This window comes from Roseiflexus sp., from assembly GCF_057785375.1.
On record NZ_JBYNRX010000078.1, the window covers coordinates 1 to 17,413 of the forward strand.

16 protein-coding genes are annotated in these 17,413 nt (G+C 61.4%); 12 read left to right on the forward strand and 4 right to left on the reverse strand.

Going from position 1 to position 17,413, the window contains the following annotated elements; genetic code table 11:
• Positions 1–219 precede the first annotated feature (219 nt).
• The 10 genes from ftsY (at position 220) to AC3EA7_RS13755 (ending at position 8,814) form a co-directional block, all read left to right on the forward strand.
• The gene (gene ftsY, locus AC3EA7_RS13710) at positions 220–1,200 is read left to right on the forward strand and encodes a signal recognition particle-docking protein FtsY (RefSeq protein ID WP_488614624.1); all 981 of its coding nucleotides are present in this window, start codon (positions 220–222) and stop codon (positions 1,198–1,200) included.
• Between the two features lie 26 nt (positions 1,201–1,226).
• Entirely contained in the window at positions 1,227–1,424 is a 198-nt protein-coding gene (locus AC3EA7_RS13715) for a hypothetical protein (RefSeq protein ID WP_488614625.1), read from the forward strand.
• Positions 1,425–1,433: 9 nt separating this feature from the next.
• Positions 1,434–1,856 carry a hypothetical protein gene (locus tag AC3EA7_RS13720; RefSeq protein ID WP_488614626.1) on the forward strand — a complete coding sequence of 141 codons (423 nt, stop codon included), beginning with the start codon at positions 1,434–1,436 and terminating at the stop codon, positions 1,854–1,856.
• On the forward strand, positions 1,853–3,187 hold the full coding sequence (locus AC3EA7_RS13725; RefSeq protein ID WP_488614627.1) for a glutamine synthetase family protein: 1,335 nt from the start codon (positions 1,853–1,855) through the stop codon (positions 3,185–3,187). The genes AC3EA7_RS13720 and AC3EA7_RS13725 overlap by 4 nt, the downstream gene beginning before the upstream one ends.
• A 47-nt stretch (positions 3,188–3,234) precedes the next feature.
• A complete protein-coding gene (locus tag AC3EA7_RS13730; RefSeq protein ID WP_488614628.1) occupies positions 3,235–4,662 on the forward strand; it encodes a hypothetical protein in 1,428 nt (475 codons plus the stop codon).
• A gap of 4 nt (positions 4,663–4,666) precedes the next feature.
• Positions 4,667–5,077, forward strand: a complete 411-nt coding sequence (gene acpS / locus AC3EA7_RS13735) for a holo-ACP synthase (protein WP_488614629.1) — start codon at positions 4,667–4,669, stop codon at positions 5,075–5,077.
• Positions 5,071–5,472, forward strand: a complete 402-nt coding sequence (locus tag AC3EA7_RS13740; RefSeq protein ID WP_488614630.1) for a cytochrome c oxidase assembly factor Coa1 family protein — start codon at positions 5,071–5,073, stop codon at positions 5,470–5,472. The genes acpS and AC3EA7_RS13740 overlap by 7 nt, the downstream gene beginning before the upstream one ends.
• Positions 5,473–5,631, forward strand: coding sequence for a hypothetical protein (locus AC3EA7_RS13745; protein WP_488614631.1), 159 nt, complete (start codon positions 5,473–5,475; stop codon positions 5,629–5,631).
• Positions 5,632–5,787: 156 nt separating this feature from the next.
• Positions 5,788–7,365, forward strand: coding sequence for a DUF1800 domain-containing protein (locus AC3EA7_RS13750; RefSeq protein WP_488614632.1), 1,578 nt, complete (start codon positions 5,788–5,790; stop codon positions 7,363–7,365).
• 129 nt (positions 7,366–7,494) lie between these two features.
• Complete coding sequence (locus tag AC3EA7_RS13755; RefSeq protein ID WP_488614633.1) at positions 7,495–8,814, forward strand: DUF1501 domain-containing protein; 1,320 nt, start codon at positions 7,495–7,497, stop codon at positions 8,812–8,814.
• Between the two features lie 14 nt (positions 8,815–8,828).
• On the opposite strand, the gene AC3EA7_RS13760 is transcribed toward AC3EA7_RS13755, so the two are convergent.
• Together AC3EA7_RS13760 and AC3EA7_RS13765 are read right to left on the reverse strand one after the other, a co-directional pair.
• The gene (locus AC3EA7_RS13760) at positions 8,829–9,248 is read right to left on the reverse strand and encodes a secondary thiamine-phosphate synthase enzyme YjbQ (protein WP_488614634.1); all 420 of its coding nucleotides are present in this window, start codon (positions 9,246–9,248) and stop codon (positions 8,829–8,831) included.
• Positions 9,249–9,268: 20 nt separating this feature from the next.
• On the reverse strand, positions 9,269–9,832 hold the full coding sequence (locus AC3EA7_RS13765) for a thioredoxin family protein (RefSeq protein ID WP_488614635.1): 564 nt from the start codon (positions 9,830–9,832) through the stop codon (positions 9,269–9,271).
• 246 nt (positions 9,833–10,078) lie between these two features.
• Between AC3EA7_RS13765 and crtI the strand changes: the two genes are divergently transcribed.
• Together crtI and AC3EA7_RS13775 are read left to right on the forward strand one after the other, a co-directional pair.
• On the forward strand, positions 10,079–11,737 hold the full coding sequence (crtI, locus tag AC3EA7_RS13770) for a phytoene desaturase family protein (RefSeq protein ID WP_488614636.1): 1,659 nt from the start codon (positions 10,079–10,081) through the stop codon (positions 11,735–11,737).
• Positions 11,738–11,803: 66 nt separating this feature from the next.
• Complete coding sequence (locus AC3EA7_RS13775; RefSeq protein ID WP_488614637.1) at positions 11,804–14,938, forward strand: WD40 domain-containing protein; 3,135 nt, start codon at positions 11,804–11,806, stop codon at positions 14,936–14,938.
• On the opposite strand, the gene AC3EA7_RS13780 is transcribed toward AC3EA7_RS13775, so the two are convergent.
• Together AC3EA7_RS13780 and AC3EA7_RS13785 are read right to left on the reverse strand one after the other, a co-directional pair.
• Positions 14,908–15,774: a hypothetical protein gene (locus AC3EA7_RS13780; RefSeq protein ID WP_488614638.1), complete on the reverse strand. Its 867-nt coding sequence runs from the start codon at positions 15,772–15,774 to the stop codon at positions 14,908–14,910. The genes AC3EA7_RS13775 and AC3EA7_RS13780 overlap by 31 nt on opposite strands.
• Before the next feature lie 3 nt (positions 15,775–15,777).
• Positions 15,778–16,989, reverse strand: a complete 1,212-nt coding sequence (locus AC3EA7_RS13785; protein WP_488614639.1) for a L,D-transpeptidase — start codon at positions 16,987–16,989, stop codon at positions 15,778–15,780.
• Between the last annotated feature and the right edge of the window lie 424 nt (positions 16,990–17,413).

The window sequence follows — 17,413 nt, forward strand, 5'->3', positions numbered from 1 at the left end:
GGCTCAGCCAACGTCCGCTGCTCCACGTCCTTGATTGTCCAGGTTTTGGGTGATCGATCTCTAAGACCGGACCCTCTCCATCGGCGCCTGTCGATGACCTCGGCGGTGAGCAATTGTTCCACTCGCACCCGCATGTGGGAACAGTCACCTTAAGTCCCGCAGCGTGGTACAATACCGCGCAGAGAGTTGCGCTGGCGAAGTGCGGAACGAGAGGAAGGCATGGGATTTTTCAAGCGCATGTTCGGGCGTGGTCAGGATGCGCCGCGTACCGAGGAAGAAGCCAGACAGGAAGAGCAGAAGATCGACCAGGCGACTGCGAAAGCGCGCCGTGGCCTCTTCGGTCAAATCGCCAGTCTGTTCGCCACCGACGAACCGATCACCGATGAACTATGGGACGACCTTGAGGCGTTGCTGATCCAGGCGGACGTCGGCGTCGAAACGACGATGTACCTGGTCAACCGCACCAAGGACCGCTGCAATCGCTACGGCGTCAAACGGGCGCGTGAGGCGCGCGATATGCTGAAAGCGGAAATGGTGCGTGTGTTGCAGGAACAGGAGCGGCGCCAGCCGATCAACGCGAATCCCTACATTATGCTGGTCGTCGGCGTCAATGGCGCGGGTAAAACGACCCTGATCGCCAAACTGGCGTATCGCCTGAAGAATCAGTTCGGCAAGCGCGTTCTGCTTGCGGCTGGCGATACCTTCCGCGCCGCCGCAACCGAGCAACTCGAAACATGGGCAGAGCGCGTCGGTGTGCCGGTCATCTCGCGTGGTCAAGGCGCCGACCCTGGTGCGGTCGTGTATGACGCCATCGAAGCCGTCGCCGGGGGAGATGTCGATGTGCTGATCATCGACACCGCCGGGCGCCTGCACGCCAAAACCAACCTGATGCTGGAACTGCAAAAGTTGCGCAACATCATCCGGCGCACGTTTCCCGATGCGCCACACGAAGTGCTGCTGGTCATCGATGCAACAACGGGCCAGAATGGCGTGCTTCAGGCGAAATCGTTCCTGAAAGCGGTCGATGTGACTGATGTGGCAGTCACCAAACTCGACGGCACCGCTAAAGGCGGGATCGCCTTCGCCATTGCGCAGGATATCGAGCGCCCAATCCGGTACATCGGCACGGGCGAAAAAATGACCGATCTGGCGCTGTTCGATGCGGAAACGTTCGTTGAGTCGTTGTTTATGCAGGATTGACCTGTCGCTGCATTGCGATGCTGACTATGCCGCTCGAAACGACAAAATGCCCGGTGTGCGGGCGAACACTGGCGCTGCAAGAGTATGTCACGCCTGGGACGCGCCTGGTATGCACCGACTGTGAAAGTAATCTGTATGTCGAAGCGCGCCGTCCGCTACGCCTGAAGCTGGTACCGGAAGAGGCGACCTACAATGCCAATGATCGCCCTGAGTCGTATGGGTAGGACGTGCGATTGTCGTGGTTTTCCTCTACAATCCGTGTGACGCTGATCGGTCTCCTGGCAATGCTGCTTCTGCCGGCGTGCATGCTCGTCTCTGGCGATCGCCTGTCGGCTGATGTGCGCCCCGATTCGGGAAATGTGACCCGCACCTTTCTTGGTGCGGAAGGGACGGAAGAGTACGCTATCCCCGTCGGCGACGGTGCGGCGATGCTGCGGACGATCGTCATCCTCGAACTGCAACAGGGAGAGATGCGCCTCGACATGCTGAACGCCGGCGGAAGCGTCGCCTTTACTGTTCAGAGTCGCCCTGGCGACCAGGTGTCACGAACTGGCGCTGTACGACTCGATGAGACCGGCACGCTGCGGTATCGCATCGTTACCCGCGGTGCGCGCGATGGACGGTATCAGATATTGTATCAGCGGGTGCAACAATGACGGTCACTCGTGAGACAATCCTCAAACACGCTGCTGAACGAAATGTCGAGTTTATCAGCCTCCAGTATACCGACATCGTCGGTATGGTGAAGAATGTCACTATTCCGGTGTCAGAACTGCCTGACTGCCTCGATCACGGCGTCTGGTTCGATGGTTCATCGCTCGAAGGGTTTGCCCGCGTTGCTGAGAGCGATATGTACCTTGTCCCCGATCTCGCAACCTTTGCGATCATTCCATGGGACGAAGCGGCAGGTTTCGTGACGGCGCGCATGATCTGCGACGTGCAGACGCCGGAGGGTAAGCCATTTGCAGGCGATCCGCGCTACGCGCTGCGACGTGCACTCGATGCGGCGCACCGTATGGGCATGACCTTCTACGTTGGTCCAGAGGTCGAGTTCTTTCTGTTCCGCTCCCGTCCTGATGGTCGTCCGGCACTGATCCCGCACGATGTCGCCGGGTATTTCGATGCAACCACCGATGCAGCGACGCACATCCGCCGTCGTATGGTGCGCGCCCTCAGCGCGTTTGGCATCGAGGTCGAGGCGACACACCACGAAGGCGCGCTCGGTCAGCACGAGATCGACCTGCGGCATGCCGAAGGGCTGCGCGCCGCCGATCATCTGGTGACGATGCGCTCGACACTCAAGGCAGTGGCGCAACAACACAACCTGTATGCAACATTCATGCCCAAGCCGATTGCCCATCTGAACGGGAATGGTCTGCACATGCACCTGAGCCTTGCAGATGGAGCGAGTGGCAAGAACCTCTTCTTCGATGCGCACGATCCCTATTGCATCTCGCATCTGGCGCGCCATTTCGTCGCCGGTCTGCTGGCGCACGCGCGCGGCATGATCGCGGTGCTGGCGCCGCTGGTGAACTCGTACAAGCGCCTGGTGCCCGGTTTCGAGGCGCCGGTGTACCTGATCTGGGGACGCACGAATCGCGCGCAATTGGTGCGGGTGCCGCGCATCAGCACGAATCGTCCCCAGTCGGCGCGGGTCGAGCTGCGCTGCGCCGATCCGTCATGCAACCCGTATCTGGCGCTGGCAGTCATTCTGGCTGCCGGTCTCGACGGTATCCGGCGCGAACTGCCGTTGCCGCCGCCGGTCGAGGAAGACCTGTTCGAGGTCGATCTGCGCGCGCGCCAGTTTGAGGTCCTGCCGTCAACGCTCGGTATGGCGCTTGAGGAGTTGCAGCGCGATGAGGTGATTGGCGAAGCGCTCGGTCCGCATATTCTTGAGCGCTTTATCGAAGCGCGGGCGCGCGAATGGGAAGAGTACAGCCATTCGATCAGTCAGTGGGAACTCGACCGGTATCTGCCGACGTATTAGCCCGCTCCAAAGCGGCGAACCCGCCGCTTCAGCCTGCTCGAATCAGTATGACGCACATCGCAAAGCCATCACCAAACCAGACCTACTACCAGCGCGTCGCGTGGACGTGGATGCTGGCATTCTTCGGGCTGTTCTGCATGCTCGTGGCTGTTGGCGGATATGGCGGCTGGCGTTACTATTCGACGGCGACGACGCCGGTGGAAGGGGCGACTCTGCGCAGTCACGTGAATGCCGGCGTTTCGATTCAACCGCGCGGTCGCCTCGTTGCCGAGAGTATCGAACGTCTGCCGCTAGAGCGTGATCCCTGTCCCGGTGAACTCGATATCTGCGCAACGGTCGCCGAAGGAAGCGTCATCCGCACCAAAGCCGAGGCAGGGTATGGTCCGGTTGCATCGCTGGTCCTCGCCGACCAGACGCAGATCGATTTCTGGGCGCATCCCGATGGCGCCGAACTGGCACTCGCCAGTTATCGCACAACGACCTGGCACAATGGGCGTCTGGAAGTCGTGCTGCGGCAAAACGCAGGGTATCTCCGCTACGACATTGCCGCCGGTCAGCCGTATGACCAGGTCGCGTACATCGTGGAGGTTGGGGATGGGACGCGCGTGCATCTCGATCCTGGCGGCAGTTATTCGATTAATGTGCTGACCGGAGCAGCGCACTCGCTGCCTGCCCTGGCCGGAACCGGTGAGCCGCTCTGGATCGAAGTCGCGGTACGCTCCGGTCTCGCCAGGGTCGATCATCAGGGACAGACGCTCGACGTGCAACCGGGGCAACTGGCGCAGATCGATACCGCTGGTGCGCTTTTTGGACCTGGTGAAGCGCGCTGGGAGTTGATCCATGATGGCGGCTTCGAACAGTACCGGGCGCAGAACCAGTATGATCAGACCTCCCTCACATGGCGCAAATACGCTATTCCAAATGCTCCTGGCATGGCCCCCGAAGAACACAACGGACGGTTCACGGTTGTGCGCTCCTGTCGCCCGGAAACGCCCGATTTCTGCACGCCGGAAGATCAGGTCGCCATTGGGCAGTTTCGCCGTGATGGGTTGCAAACCCGTCCATTCACCGTTGGCATCGAGCAGACCATTGACGCCGATGTATCGGAGTTTCCGTCGTTGCGCCTGACGATGTGGGTGCGCGTGCTGACGCAGACGGTGCAACTCGCCGGGGTGGCCGGCTCCGAGTGCCCGATCATGGTGCGGATCACCTACAAGCCCACCAGTCCGACCGACCAGGAGTTGAGCCGCTATTTCTGCATCTACACCGGCAGCGGCGAGGTGTCGAACAGTGAAGACGCCGGTGAAATCCGCTACCGACAGGTGCCGCAGTTTCAGTGGTATCGCCTGAACGTCGAGTTGCGCGACGACTCGCTGCTGCGTCAGGCGCGCTATATCCAGAGTATTCGCATCGAAGCGCGCGGGCACGATTATCTCTCGGAAGTGACAGCAATCTCGCTGATCGGCAGGCAGTAACGGCGTGATCTACTCCGGCGTCGACGTTGTTGCAGTGGAACGAATCCGGCGAGCGACTGCACGTTGGGGCAATCGCTTCATTCAGCGCATCTTTTCGCCTGCTGAGGCGACGCTGTGCAATGGACGCGCCGAATCGCTGGCGGCGCGTTGGGCCGCCAAGGAAGCCGTCGCCAAACTCCTCGGCGTCGGTCTGCGCGGCATCGGTGGCGCCGGCGGCGTTGCGTTCCACGACATCGAGACGTTAGCCGATGCCCACGGACGCCCGACCGTCATCCTTCGCGGCGCAGCCCAGGCGCGCGCCGACGAGTTGCGCATTGACCACATCAGCCTGAGCCTTTCTCACGACCACGGCATGGCTATCGCCATTGCCATTGCACTCGGTTCACCGTTGACCAGAAGGAGAATGCCATGGTGAGAGTGACAGTGCGCCGCCGGAGATGCACGCCGCTTTCCTGCTTGATCGGCGTCGTGCTCTTCATTTTTATCGGGGTCTGTTTCGGCGGCGTCTTCTTTGGCATAACCGGGCTGATCCGCAACTCGGATGTGGTGCAGGAAGCGCTGGCACGCGCCGAACGCGATCCCCAGGTGACGGCAGCGCTCGGTACGCCACTCGAGGTCGGCTGGCTGCCAGTGGGTTCGATCAATACATCGAACGGCAGTGGCAGCGCAGATGTCACGCTGCCGGTTTCAGGTCCGCGTGGATCGGGCGAAATGCTCGTTCAAGCGGTGCGTCGCGAGGGCGTATGGCGCTACAATCGCCTGATCGTCACCGTCGGCGACAGGCGGATCGATGTGTTGCGCGATCAGTAGATGACTGTCATCTGGGCGCCTGCCGCGCTCCTCCCTCAGCGCCGCCGCTTGCCCGGCCAATGCCTGCGCGCCTGCCGCGCTCCTCCCTCAGCGCCGCCGCTTGCCCGGCCAATGTGGGGCGCACCAGTGGTGACGGTCATCATCCAGGCGATCTTGTGATACACCTGTCATCCACAGAACCCGCACTCCCATATAAACTGAAACCATCGCTGACACAACTTCGACAGCGGTTCTTCCAGCCCGTTTCCGGTAATCTTCAACGCCACCGAAACGGGAGCGTCTGCGATATCGATTTCGAAAAGGAGAAGACACGCTATGACGGTTTCACGGCGTCGCTTCCCTGGCGCTGGCGTGACGCTCGCTAGCACAGGGATGACCGGCGCTGCCACGCAGCGCGCCAGCAGCGTCACACGCCAGACGCACACGCAAATCTCGCCTTCCGCGTTACCTCCCATTGAACTGATCGCGCTCAATCGGATGGCATATGGACCGCGTCCTGGCGATGTGGCACAGGTCCAACAGATAGGGTTCACTGCCTACGTCGATGAGCAATTGAACCCGAACGATGCCGATGATACGCTGTGCAATCAGAAGATTGCCGAAGCGCGTCTGCGCATTCGGTACAGCGCCGGGATGGGGTATCCCGCAGTCGATGAAATGCGCCCGTTGCGCACCATCGTCGAAAACTGGGGCCTGGCGCAACTCTGGACCCTCTCGAAGCATCCAGCGTACCAGGAGCGGATCCGTCCCGCCGAGGAAGTCCGCATGGCGACGCTGCTCCGCGCTGTGTACAGCAAATGGCAGTTGCGCGAAGTGCTGGTCGAGTTCTGGCACAACCATTTCAACGTCGATGCCTATTCCGAGTCGCGCATCAGCGCAACCTGGCCCCTCTACGACCGTGACGTGATCCGGCGACACTGCCTGGGCAATTTCCGCAATATGCTGCGAGATGTGGCGAAGAGCATTGCAATGGCGTTCTACCTGGACAATGCCTTCAGCCGCGACGGTCCCGCAAATGAGAACTATGCCCGTGAACTATTCGAACTGCATACGCTAGGGCAGGAAAACTACCTCAATCACCTGTACAACCGTTGGCGCGACGTTCCCGGCGCACTCGCAGGCAACCCCATCGGATACATCGACCAGGATGTGTATGAAGCGGCGCGCGCATTTACCGGATGGACGATTGCTCATGGACAGACGGTGAGCGGCAGTAACCGCCTGCCGGATACCGGCGAGTTCACGTATGTCGATTTCTGGCACGACAACGCGCAGAAACGAGTGCTCGCCTTCGAGATCGATCCCAACCAGCCACACTTATCGGACGGAGAGACGGTCATTCGCTTAGTGAGCGAACATCCCGGCACGGCGCGCCATCTCTGTCGCAAACTCTGCCGGCGTCTGCTCGCCGATGACCCGCCCGCCTCGCTGGTGAATGATCTGGCAAGTGTCTGGCTCGCCAACAAAGACGCGCCTGATCAGATCGCCAGAACCGTGCGCGCTCTGCTGCTGTCGGATGAATTCGCCAACACCTTCGGCAGAAAGGTCAAGCGCCCATACGAGGTGGTCGTATCGTTCCTGCGCGCCACCAATGCCGACGTCACGCCCAACTCCGATCTGTTCTGGCAGTTGCAGGAGATGGGATACCGGATGTTCAACTGGGGACCGCCAACCGGTCACCCGGAGGAGAGCGCAGCGTGGCTGAGTACAAATGGCATGCTGCGGCGCTGGAATATCATCAACTACTTGCAGAGCGCCTGGCTCAAGGCTGCAACGTTCGATCTGCCAGGTCAGACGCCGACCGGACTGACCTCGCGGCAGATTGTAGAGTTCTGGATTACGCGCCTGCTGGCGGTTTCTCCGTCGCCGGCCACGATCAACCCGCCTGGTTGATCTGATGCGCCAGAATGGCTCTGCGGGCGCGCCGCCGACCGGCAGCGCCGAAGAGATTGCCGATCGCATCAAGAGCGTGGTGACGCTGATTGCAATGACGCCTGAGTTTCAACTGCGATAGAGGAGCACATGACAATCTCACGACGCAACTTTATTGTCGGATGCAGCGCAGCGATTGCTGCAATGACCGGCGGCGCCGTTCGCGGTCTGGCGTTCACACAGCCAGGCGATACGACTCGCCGCGATATTCTGGTGGTCGTCTTCCTGCGTGGCGGCTGCGACGGCCTCAATCTAGTCGCGCCGGTGAACGACCCATTCTACCGTGGAGCACGTGGCGAACTGCGGGTGGAGGAAAGCGGGCAAAACGCCGGACTGAGCTTCGGCAATCAGATCCAGGGCGCCGATTTTCGCCTGCACCCGCGCGCTACGCTGCTGCTCTCGCTGTACATCAACCGCTCACTGGCAATTGTCCACGCATGTGGCTTGAAGAATGGCACACGCAGTCACTTTGAAGCGATGGATTACATGGAAGGCGGAATTCCAGAGAGTGGCGTACCGGCGAATGGCTGGCTTGCTCGCTACCTGAACGGTATCAACGCAAGCGGGTATCTTCCGGCAGTCGCTGCCGGAACGCGCGTGCCATTCTCGATGACTGGATTCAACGGCGCCGCAGCGCTGACCGACCCGAGTGCCTTCAACCTGAGCTGGAACTCGTGGCGCTACCGCGATCAACTCAACCAGGCGCTCGATTCGTTCTACACCGGTGACTCACCCGTGCAGCAGGCAGGGCGCACCACACTGACAACCATTGCCCGGATCAATGAGCGCCTGCCGCGAGACGCGCAGGGAAGGGTCATCCCCTACAAGCCGGAGAACGGCGTCTCCTATCCAAGCGGACGCGGCGCCAGCCTGGGGAATGCCCTGCGCACAGTCGCCAGCCTGATCAAAATGGATGTCGGGTTGCTCGCAGCAACCGTCGATTACGGCGGCTGGGATACGCACGAGGGGCAGAGCTGGATCTTCCCCGAACTGGTCGCAGGGCTTTCCGAAGCGCTCTACGCCTTCTACAACGATCTCTGGCGCTACCACGACCGGCTGACGGTCGTGGTGATGAGCGAGTTTGGACGGCGGCTCAAAGCCAATCGGAGCGGCGGCACCGACCACGGACACGGCAATGTGATGCTCGTGCTCGGCGAGGGGATTCGCGGCGGGAAGATGTACGGCGTCTGGCCCGGACTGGCGACCGAGCAACTCGACAACGGCGTGGATCTGGCAATCACCACCGACTATCGCGCGGTGCTGGCAGAGATCCTCGTCAAACGTGGCGGATACCAGGCGATTGATCAGGTCTTCCCTGGCTTCCGCGGGTCGCCGCTGGGTCTCGCCTATTCCCCCGGTGAAACGATTGAGCGACCGAACCGCGTCAACCTGCCGCTGGTGACACGGTGACACGGTAATGGTCGCTACTCGCCGATGATTTTGATCAACACACGCTTGCGCCGCTGACCGTCGAACTCGCCGTAGAACACCTCTTCCCACGGACCGAGGTCGAGTTTGCCGTCGGTGATCGCCAGCACCACCTCGCGCCCCATGATGGTGCGCTTCAGGTGCGCGTCGGCGTTGTCTTCACCCGTGTCGTTATGGCGATACTGCGAGATCGGCGCATGCGGCGCAAGCTTCTCCAGCCAGCGTTCAAAGTCGTGCCATAGGCCGGATTCATTGTCGTTGACAAACACGCTGGCGGTGATGTGCATGGCGTTTACCAGGCACAATCCCTCGCGCACCCCCGATTTGCGCACGGCTGCCGCAACCTGATCGGTAATGCGCACAAACGCCACTCGCGTAGAGGTGTTGAACCAGAGTTCTTCGCGGTATGAGCGCATGGACTTCTCCCAGGTGACCGTCACTTTTTCCACTTGATGCTGCACCCAACGCTCGGCTTCTGCACGGCATTGACCGGTTGACCCAACAGAATGGCATCGAGCGCGGCGCGCACATCGGCGGCGGTCGCCTCTCTGCCGCTGCTCGGACGGGTGTCGTCGAGTTGGCCGCGGTAGACCAGGCGCAGATTGCCGTCGAAGATGAAGGTGTCGGGGGTGCAGGCTGCGCCATAGGCGCGCGCAACATCCTGGGTTTCGTCGAACAGATAGGGGAAGGGATACCCGATACGCAACGCTTCCTCGCGCATCTTCTCCGGCGCGTCCTCCGGGTACTGAACCGGATCATTGGAACTGATAGCGATGAACGCCACCCCCTGCGGCGTGTAGTCCTGCGCCAGGCGAACAAGCGCCCGGTCAACATGCTTGACATACGGGCAGTGATTGCAGATGAACATGATCACCGTCGCCTTCGACGATTTCAGATCATTCAGCGACATCCGCCTGCCAGATACCGTATCGGTCAGGGTAAAATCGGGCGCCAGGGCGCCCAACGTCAGGGTGGTTGATGTTTCCGATGTTGCGGCCATGATCTTCCTCCTTGACAGCACTATTACAGCATGCTGGTTGTGCTGGTATTGTACCAGACACCGCAGCGCGCCGGATGCGTTTCATGGTATGATGCACCTGTCGCATCCGTGATGTTCCAGGGCGCGTAGTTAATTGGGATAGAACGCTCCCATGCCGTATTCCTTTCTGATACAAGGCGTGCACAGGGTGTTCAGATACGTGCCCGATCACGCTATATAGCATAACTGAAAGCATACATATCACCTATGGAACGCAAACGTGCAATTGTCATCGGCGCCGGATTTGGCGGTCTGGCGATGGGGATTCGCCTGCAAAGCCTGGGGTTCGATACGACCATTGTCGAAAAACTGGACGGACCCGGAGGCCGCGCGTATGTGCGGCGAGTTGATGGGTTCACCTTCGATATGGGTCCGACGGTCATCACCGTACCACATTTTATCGAAGAATTGTTTGCGCTGGAACGCGACGCGGCGAATCTGGCTGCGCCCGACTTTCCGCCGGATGTGCTGGCGCCTGGTGCGCGCATCACCAGCGGCATCAGCGGCGGTCCTGCCACATCGAAGTATGTGACGCTCACGCCAATCCTTCCCTTCTATCGCATTTATTTCGATGATGGAACCTTCTTCGACTATGACGGCGATCCAGAACATACCCGTGAGCAGATCCGCATCCTGGCGCCGGAAGACCTCGAAGGATACGAGCAGTTCCACGCTGCTGCCGAAGCGATCTTCAAACGCGGGTTCCTCGAACTGGGGTACACGTACTTCGGCGACATCGGAACGATGTTGCGAGTCGTCCCTGATCTGGTGCGTCTCGATGCGGTCCGCCCGCTCTTCTCGTTCGTGAAACGCTACTTCCGCAACCCCAAGATGCAGCAGGTCTTCAGTTTCGAGCCGTTGCTGATCGGCGGCAATCCGTTGCAGGTTCCGGCAATCTATGCCATGATTCATTTTGTCGAAAAGACATGGGGCATTCATTTCGCTCGCGGCGGCACCGGCGCGCTGGTGCAGGGGCTGGTGCGGAAGTTCGAGGACCTGGGCGGGGTCATGCGCTACAACAGCGAGGTGCGCCGGATCATTGTGACCGATGAGCACGGGCGCGAACCGCGTGGTCTGCGCGCACGCCGCATTGCCCGCGGCGTCGAACTGGCAGATGGCACGCGCCTCGATGTTGATCTGGTCGTCTCGAACGGCGACTATGCGATGACCTATCTCCGCCTGATTGACCGGAAACACCGGCGGATCAACAATGATCTGCGGGTGCGCCTGGCGCGGCAGTCGATGTCGCTGATCGTCATCTACTTCGGGTTCCGCGCCGATCCACGTGATGCACAGTTGCGCCACCACAACATCATTCTCGGACCACGCTACGAGCGATTGCTGGAAGATATTTTCAATCACAAGACGCTGGCAGACGATTTCTCGCAGTACCTGCACATTCCGACGCTCACCGACCCGAGCCTGGCGCCTCCCGGCCACCACGCAGCATATACGCTCGTGCCCGTGCCGAACAACAGTTCCGGGCTCAACTGGTCGCACCTGGCGGAACCCTTTGTCGATAAAGTGCTCCGTTTCCTCGATGAGCGCGGGTATCTGCCAGGGCTGATGAATCGCCTGGTGCACAAGAGTTGCATCACACCCGATTACTTCGAGGGAACGCTCAACAGTTGGCTTGGAAATGGTTTTGGCGTCGAACCATTGTTGATCCAGTCGGCATATTTCCGCCCGCATAACCGGAGCGAGGACATCGAACGGCTCTATCTGGTTGGTGCGAGCGTACAACCCGGCGGAGGCACGCCATCAGTCATGATGTCGGCAAAAATGACGGCGCGGGTGATTGCGAAGGATTACGGCATTCCTGACTCGATCGTCCACCGCACGCCGGAGTCGCTTCAGATGGTATGAAGGTGAGCGCTGTGGGACAGGCGCAACGTGCCATGGGTGAAGGATCTGCATCACAACGAGGCTTCCATGAGTTCAGGCGAGCAAGTCATCCGTGATCGCTACCGCGTGATCTATACCGTCGATGAGCGCCCCGGCGTGAAAACCTACCGCTGCCGCGACGATCAGAGCGGTGAACTGATGCTGGTTGCCGGGTTCACGGCGCCTGAAGGAGCGCTGGGCGATCTGGAGACTCTGGCAAGACAGATCGCTGCGGTGAAGCACGAGACATTGCTGCCGTTGCGCGACCATTTTGCGGAGGGTGCGCACTACTACATGGTCTGCGCCGATCCCAGCGGGCAGGACCTGGAACGCGCCATTCGCGCGCGCGGCGGACCCCTGCCGGAAGCCGACGTGCTGATGCAGGCGACGCGATTGCTTCTGCTGCTCGAGTATCTGCATAGCCAACGACCGCCATTGTTTCTGGGCGATCTGGCGATCGTCGATGTCTGGATCAATGACAAAGGCTCATTTCTGGTTACCCCCTTCACGCTGGCAACCCCTATTGGGCAGACGCCATCGCCATACCGCGCGCCGGAACTCTCGCGTCCCGACGCCGAACCCACAACGGTCAGCGATGTGTATACCATCGGCGCGCTGATGTACCACGCACTGACCGGCTGGGCGCCGCCGACGCCAGCACAGCAGGAAGCCGGGATGCCGCTGGCGGGTCCCCGATCGCTCAACCCGCAGATCTCCCCGCTGGTCGAGCAGGTATTGCTGCGCGCGCTGCAACTGCGTCCGGTCAACCGGTTTCAGCAGGCGCGCGAGATGCGCATTGCGCTGGAGACGGCGCAGATGATGGCCGGGCGTTCGCTCGGTCTCGGTCCTGATGTGCTGACGCAGGTGACGCCATCAGCCTCTGCTGAAGAACAGCCGCAACAACCGCCGGAGAGCGTCACGCCCGCTGCACCAGCAGTTGTAGCGGCTGCGCCTGCACCCGCAGAGCCTGCGCCGGTTCCTGCGGCCCCGGCGCCCTACCCGCCGCCTGCGGCTCCGGCGCCCTACCCGACGCAGGGGTATCCCGCCGGCTATGCGCCCGCTCCGCAACGACAGGGGTTGAGTACCGGGTGTCTCATTACTTCTGCAGTGCTGCTGACCGTCGCCGCAATTGGGGTCTGTCTGGCGATTGCGGTCTTTCTTCCTGGAAGTCCGTTGCGCCAGATGCTCGGTATGAGCGGCGCTGCCGGTGCGCCAACGTCGGCGCCAGCAGCAGCGTCGCCCGAGGCGACAGTTGCGCCAACGGCAACGAGCACTGCAGGCGCCGAACCAACTGTACCACCCCCCACACCGATACCTGCCAACGGAACATCCGAACTCAGCCCGGACGCCATCTCGCCACAGAATGTCGCTGCAATCACGGCGACGCGCCAGTTGTCGATGTCGGTGTTTGGTCCCGTCGCCTACTCCCCCGATGGGCGTTTGATCGCAGTAGGGATTAGCGAAGCGGTAAGCCTGCGCGATGCCACAACCCTCGACGATCGTGGAACATGGTTCGATCATACCGGCAAAATCACGTCGCTCGCCTGGTCTGCCGACAGCACCCTGCTGGCGTCGGGCGCCAGCGATGATAACGATATTCGTATATGGGATGCAGCGACCGGCAGAGTGCTCCGGCGGTTGAGCGGTCATACCGGCTGGATCCGCAGCCTCGCCTTCGCTCCGAGCGGTACGCTGCTCGCGTCCGGAAGCACCGATCAGACAGTGCGCATATGGGATGCTGCAACCGGTCAACTCGTGGCCACCCTTAGCGGGCATACCGGGTTTATTGGCGGTGTGACGTTCTCGCCCGACAGTGCGACGTTAGCATCCGCATCGCGTGATGGCAGCGTGCGACTATGGGATGTGGCATCCGGGCGCGAGATCAGCGGCTTTAGTTTTCGCACGGCAATCGATCCGGCGACGAACCTGCGCTACTGGGCGACCGGCGTTGCGTTTTCGCCCGATGGCAAGACGCTGGCGGTCGGTTCGACCGAGGGGGTCGTCTATCTGATCGATGCTGCAACCGGTCAACTGATCCATCAGTTGCGCGGTCACACGAACTGGATCGTGATTCGTGGACTGGCATTCTCTCCCGACGGGAAGACCCTCTACTCGGCAGGGTTGGACGCGACCGTGCGCGTCTGGGATGTCGAACGCGGCATTCAGACCGACGTGCTCGATGTCCATCGTCTCGACATTTTCGGTATCGCTATTAGCCCAAATGGTGAGCGGCTGGCGTCGGTAAGCGATCAGGAAGGGCGTGTGATCGTCTGGGACCTGACACAGCAGCGCCCTGATATGAATCTGCGCATCGGGCTGGGACTGGTGACATCGCTCGTGTTTTCGCCCGATAGCGAGGTGCTCGGCGCCGTTGGCTACAACGGGATCATTCAGTTGCGGCTGCTGGCGAATGATCAGACCCGTCAGTTCGCCGGTTCGGCGACGTCGGTGCAATCACTGGCGTTTTTGCCGAATGGTCGGCTGGCAACCATCACTGAGCAGGATACGGTTGTCATCCTGGACTTTCTTCAGGAAACGTCCAGCGATCTGACCGGATTGACCGGGACGCCGCTCTGCATCGCAGCCGATCCGAGCGGCACGGTAATTGCAGCCGGCGCCAGCGATGGTACGGTGGCGCTCTGGAATGGGGCGAATGGGAGGTTCATCCAGTCGCTCCAAACCGATCTCCCGGCGATATTTCTGATAGCGGTCAGCAATGATGGCAACTTTGTGGCTGCTGCCGGCACACCGAACGACCCGCGCATCGAAATCTGGCGTGTCGCTGATGGGCAGCGCGTTCAGACCTTGAGCGGCATGCGGAACTCGATCACCAGCATCGCGTTTCAGCCCGGAGGTGCGCTGTTCGCTGCGACAGGCACTGATGGAATGTTGCGTATGTGGAATTACCGAACGGGCGTCCCTGAGCGCAGTCTTCAGGCTGCACCGGAAAATGGCTGGTTTACCGCCCTGGCGTTCTCGCCTGATGGCGCTCTCCTTGCGACCGGTACGCCTACCGGTGTGGTGCAGTTCTGGAACCCGGCAAGCGGCGCGGAGATGGCGCGTGTTCAGCAGCAGTTTGGCGTCCTGGCGCTGGCGTTCAGTCCTGATGGCGCTCAACTCGCCGCCGCCGGTCGTGATGCGGGCGTGACGATCTATCGAGCAACGCGCAGCGGTTCATCATAGGCGCTGAAACGCCTGGTTGCACGCCAGGCGTACAGGCTGACGACAAGGATGCTGGCGAGAAACAGGATGTATCCCCACAGGCGCGGATCGCCCCAGGAAACCACGGCAGGGTACCGTGCCAGGGCGATTGCCTGGAGCGCCACGAATGCCGCCGAACTGATCTGTACGCCGCGCGCCCGCATCATGTCACCCTCGCGCAATACCTGAGCCGCCGCGATGCCCAGACCGATCAGCCACGCGCCGATGGCGCGCGCCGTGAGCGGCGTCAACTGCCAGGGCCAGAGCGGGGCAGAGAAGCCAGGCGCAACCAGCAGCATCGCTCCCACAGTCAGCAGCGCAGCCGCCTGTAACCCAATGACGGGCCAGAGCCAGGCTGGCAGCGGCGCCACAACCGGTGGATCGCCCCCAGGCGCCCTCATTTGCATGATCAGCAAAATGGCGAGAACAGGCGGTACGATGGCGTAGACGATCAACCATGCCCAGGCAGCTGTACGAGTCAGCGGATCATCACTGGCGAGATGAAAACGATCCAGGTGAGTCAGCGTGACGATCAGCGTGATCAACGTAAATGCCAGGACTGCAGTTACAGCGACGCGCGCGTGCGCCCATTGCGTTTCACGCGCCGCCAGCCATTCGAGCAGCACGCTCGACCAGTAGGCGCCGCCGAGGAAGGCAGCGGTCAGCGACGGCCTGATCGTCCAGGCGAAAAATCGGTCGGTTTGCTCCGTAAACACGAAGAGTTGCACGCCACTGATGAACACCAGCGCTCCAGCCACAATAAGCATGGCGCGCATCGGTGCAATGAGCGGCTTGATGGGTTGTCGCTCAGGGGGCATACGTTAGTAGGTCACGCGCACTGGCGTGCCGATTGGCGCCCATTCGTACAGCCATGCCGCCGATTTCAACGGCAGGTTGACGCAGCCGTGCGATGGGCGCGCGCCGGTGCCGAAGAGGTTGTGCCAGTAGGTGCCGTGCAGGGCGACGCCACCGGAGAAGTACATGACGTGCGGGACATTCGGCACGACCCAGTATGTGCCATCGGTGACGCCATCCATCGTTTGCTTGGGCAGTTTCGCATAAATCTGGAATGTTCCGGTCGGCGTGTTCATGCCGTCGCGCCCGGTGGCAACCGGCGCATCGAAGACGAGGCGGTCATCTTCATAAGCGTAGAGCCACTGTTTCGACAGATTGACAACGATCCGCTTTGCTGCGCGCGTTGTGGCGGCGGGGGCGCGGTTTGCCGGAGATGGCGCTGGCGAACGCGGCGTGGCAGTTGCACGGGGCGGGGACGCAGGTCGGGTGGCAGGCGGCGCAGTGGGTTGCAGCGCAGGTGCGACAGGCGCGTTGAGCGGCGCAACATCGGGCGCTGCGGGCGCAGGTGGTCCAAACGTCTCAAATCCGCGATTGGGGATGGGGGCGATGTTCAATCCGCGCAGTTCCGCCAGTGCGCGCCCCAGATCGCCCACCTGGACGTCGTCGGCCGTTCCTGCACTCGCTGGAACGCGCTCCAACCGGGCGCGTTCGAAATACTGCACCTGCCGGTATCCTCCGGCAGTCTGCTCCCACAGCGGTTCACTGATCGGCATGCCGAAGAAATCGACGCCGCCCGCCGCCTGCCAGAAGCCAATGAACGGCTCACGAACACTGTATCCGGTTTCACTGAAGAACAGTTCCCCCTCGACCGGCGGACGATCCGGGCGCGGCGGGAAGGTGCGGTAGAGGATGGCGACGTATTCAGCGACAACCGCGCCGGTGCGCACAATTGGCGCGCCATCGGCAGCAGCGACCCGCTCGAGACGCCCCTTCTCGAAGTACTGCGCCGGTCCGACGCCCTCGATCATCAATGCTTCAGTAACAGGAAACCCCAGCATGCGCGGTCCATCATGGCTGCGCCAGAAACTCAAGAAGCCATGCTCATCGGTCAGATGATGCCCGGTACGCGGGAAATAGAGCGCCGCCGCCTGTGCGGAGAGGGGAACCGCCGTAGGTGTAGCGAACAAACTGACAATCAGCAGTGCAATGACGGTCAGACGTGCGGCGTGGCGCATCATGATCCCCTTCTGATAGTCTCTGCTGGCAACCGGGACAGCAAACGCCGGATTGTGCGGGTGCGCGCCTGACGGAGACGCCTGAGCCGATTATAGCGCCCATTCGCGCCATGTCAAGAGGCGAGAGGCGAGAGGCGAGAGGTGAGAGGTCAGAGGCGAGAGGCGAGAGGTCAGAGGCGAGAGGCGAGAGGTCAGAGGCGAGAGGCGAGAGGCGAGAGGCGAGAGGCGAGAGGCGAGAGGTCAGAGGCGAGAGGCGAGAGGCGAGAGGCGAGAGGTCCGAGGCCAGAGGCGAGAGGAGAGAGGCGAGAGGAGAGAGGTGAGAGGAGAGAGGCGAGAGGGCAGAGGCGAGAGGCGAGCGGTCAGAGGCGAGAGGCGAGAGGTCAGAGGCGAGAGGCGAGAGGTCAGAGGCGAGAGGCGAGAGGTCAGA

Excerpts from the sequence above, each read along its gene's own strand:
- AC3EA7_RS13775 (WP_488614637.1), top strand. The coding sequence starts at position 11,804 with ATGAGTTCAGGCGAGCAAGTCATCCGTGATCGCTACCGCGTGATCTAT.
- ftsY (WP_488614624.1), top strand. The coding sequence starts at position 220 with ATGGGATTTTTCAAGCGCATGTTCGGGCGTGGTCAGGATGCGCCGCGT.
- AC3EA7_RS13740 (WP_488614630.1), top strand. The coding sequence starts at position 5,071 with ATGGTGAGAGTGACAGTGCGCCGCCGGAGATGCACGCCGCTTTCCTGC.
- AC3EA7_RS13785 (WP_488614639.1), bottom strand. The coding sequence starts at position 16,989 with ATGATGCGCCACGCCGCACGTCTGACCGTCATTGCACTGCTGATTGTC.
- AC3EA7_RS13765 (WP_488614635.1), bottom strand. The coding sequence starts at position 9,832 with ATGGCCGCAACATCGGAAACATCAACCACCCTGACGTTGGGCGCCCTG.
- AC3EA7_RS13755 (WP_488614633.1), top strand. The coding sequence starts at position 7,495 with ATGACAATCTCACGACGCAACTTTATTGTCGGATGCAGCGCAGCGATT.
- AC3EA7_RS13730 (WP_488614628.1), top strand. The coding sequence starts at position 3,235 with ATGACGCACATCGCAAAGCCATCACCAAACCAGACCTACTACCAGCGC.
- AC3EA7_RS13725 (WP_488614627.1), top strand. The coding sequence starts at position 1,853 with ATGACGGTCACTCGTGAGACAATCCTCAAACACGCTGCTGAACGAAAT.
- AC3EA7_RS13780 (WP_488614638.1), bottom strand. The coding sequence starts at position 15,774 with ATGCCCCCTGAGCGACAACCCATCAAGCCGCTCATTGCACCGATGCGC.
- crtI (WP_488614636.1), top strand. The coding sequence starts at position 10,079 with ATGGAACGCAAACGTGCAATTGTCATCGGCGCCGGATTTGGCGGTCTG.
- AC3EA7_RS13745 (WP_488614631.1), top strand. The coding sequence starts at position 5,473 with ATGACTGTCATCTGGGCGCCTGCCGCGCTCCTCCCTCAGCGCCGCCGC.
- AC3EA7_RS13750 (WP_488614632.1), top strand. The coding sequence starts at position 5,788 with ATGACGGTTTCACGGCGTCGCTTCCCTGGCGCTGGCGTGACGCTCGCT.
- AC3EA7_RS13760 (WP_488614634.1), bottom strand. The coding sequence starts at position 9,248 with ATGCGCTCATACCGCGAAGAACTCTGGTTCAACACCTCTACGCGAGTG.
- AC3EA7_RS13715 (WP_488614625.1), top strand. The coding sequence starts at position 1,227 with ATGCCGCTCGAAACGACAAAATGCCCGGTGTGCGGGCGAACACTGGCG.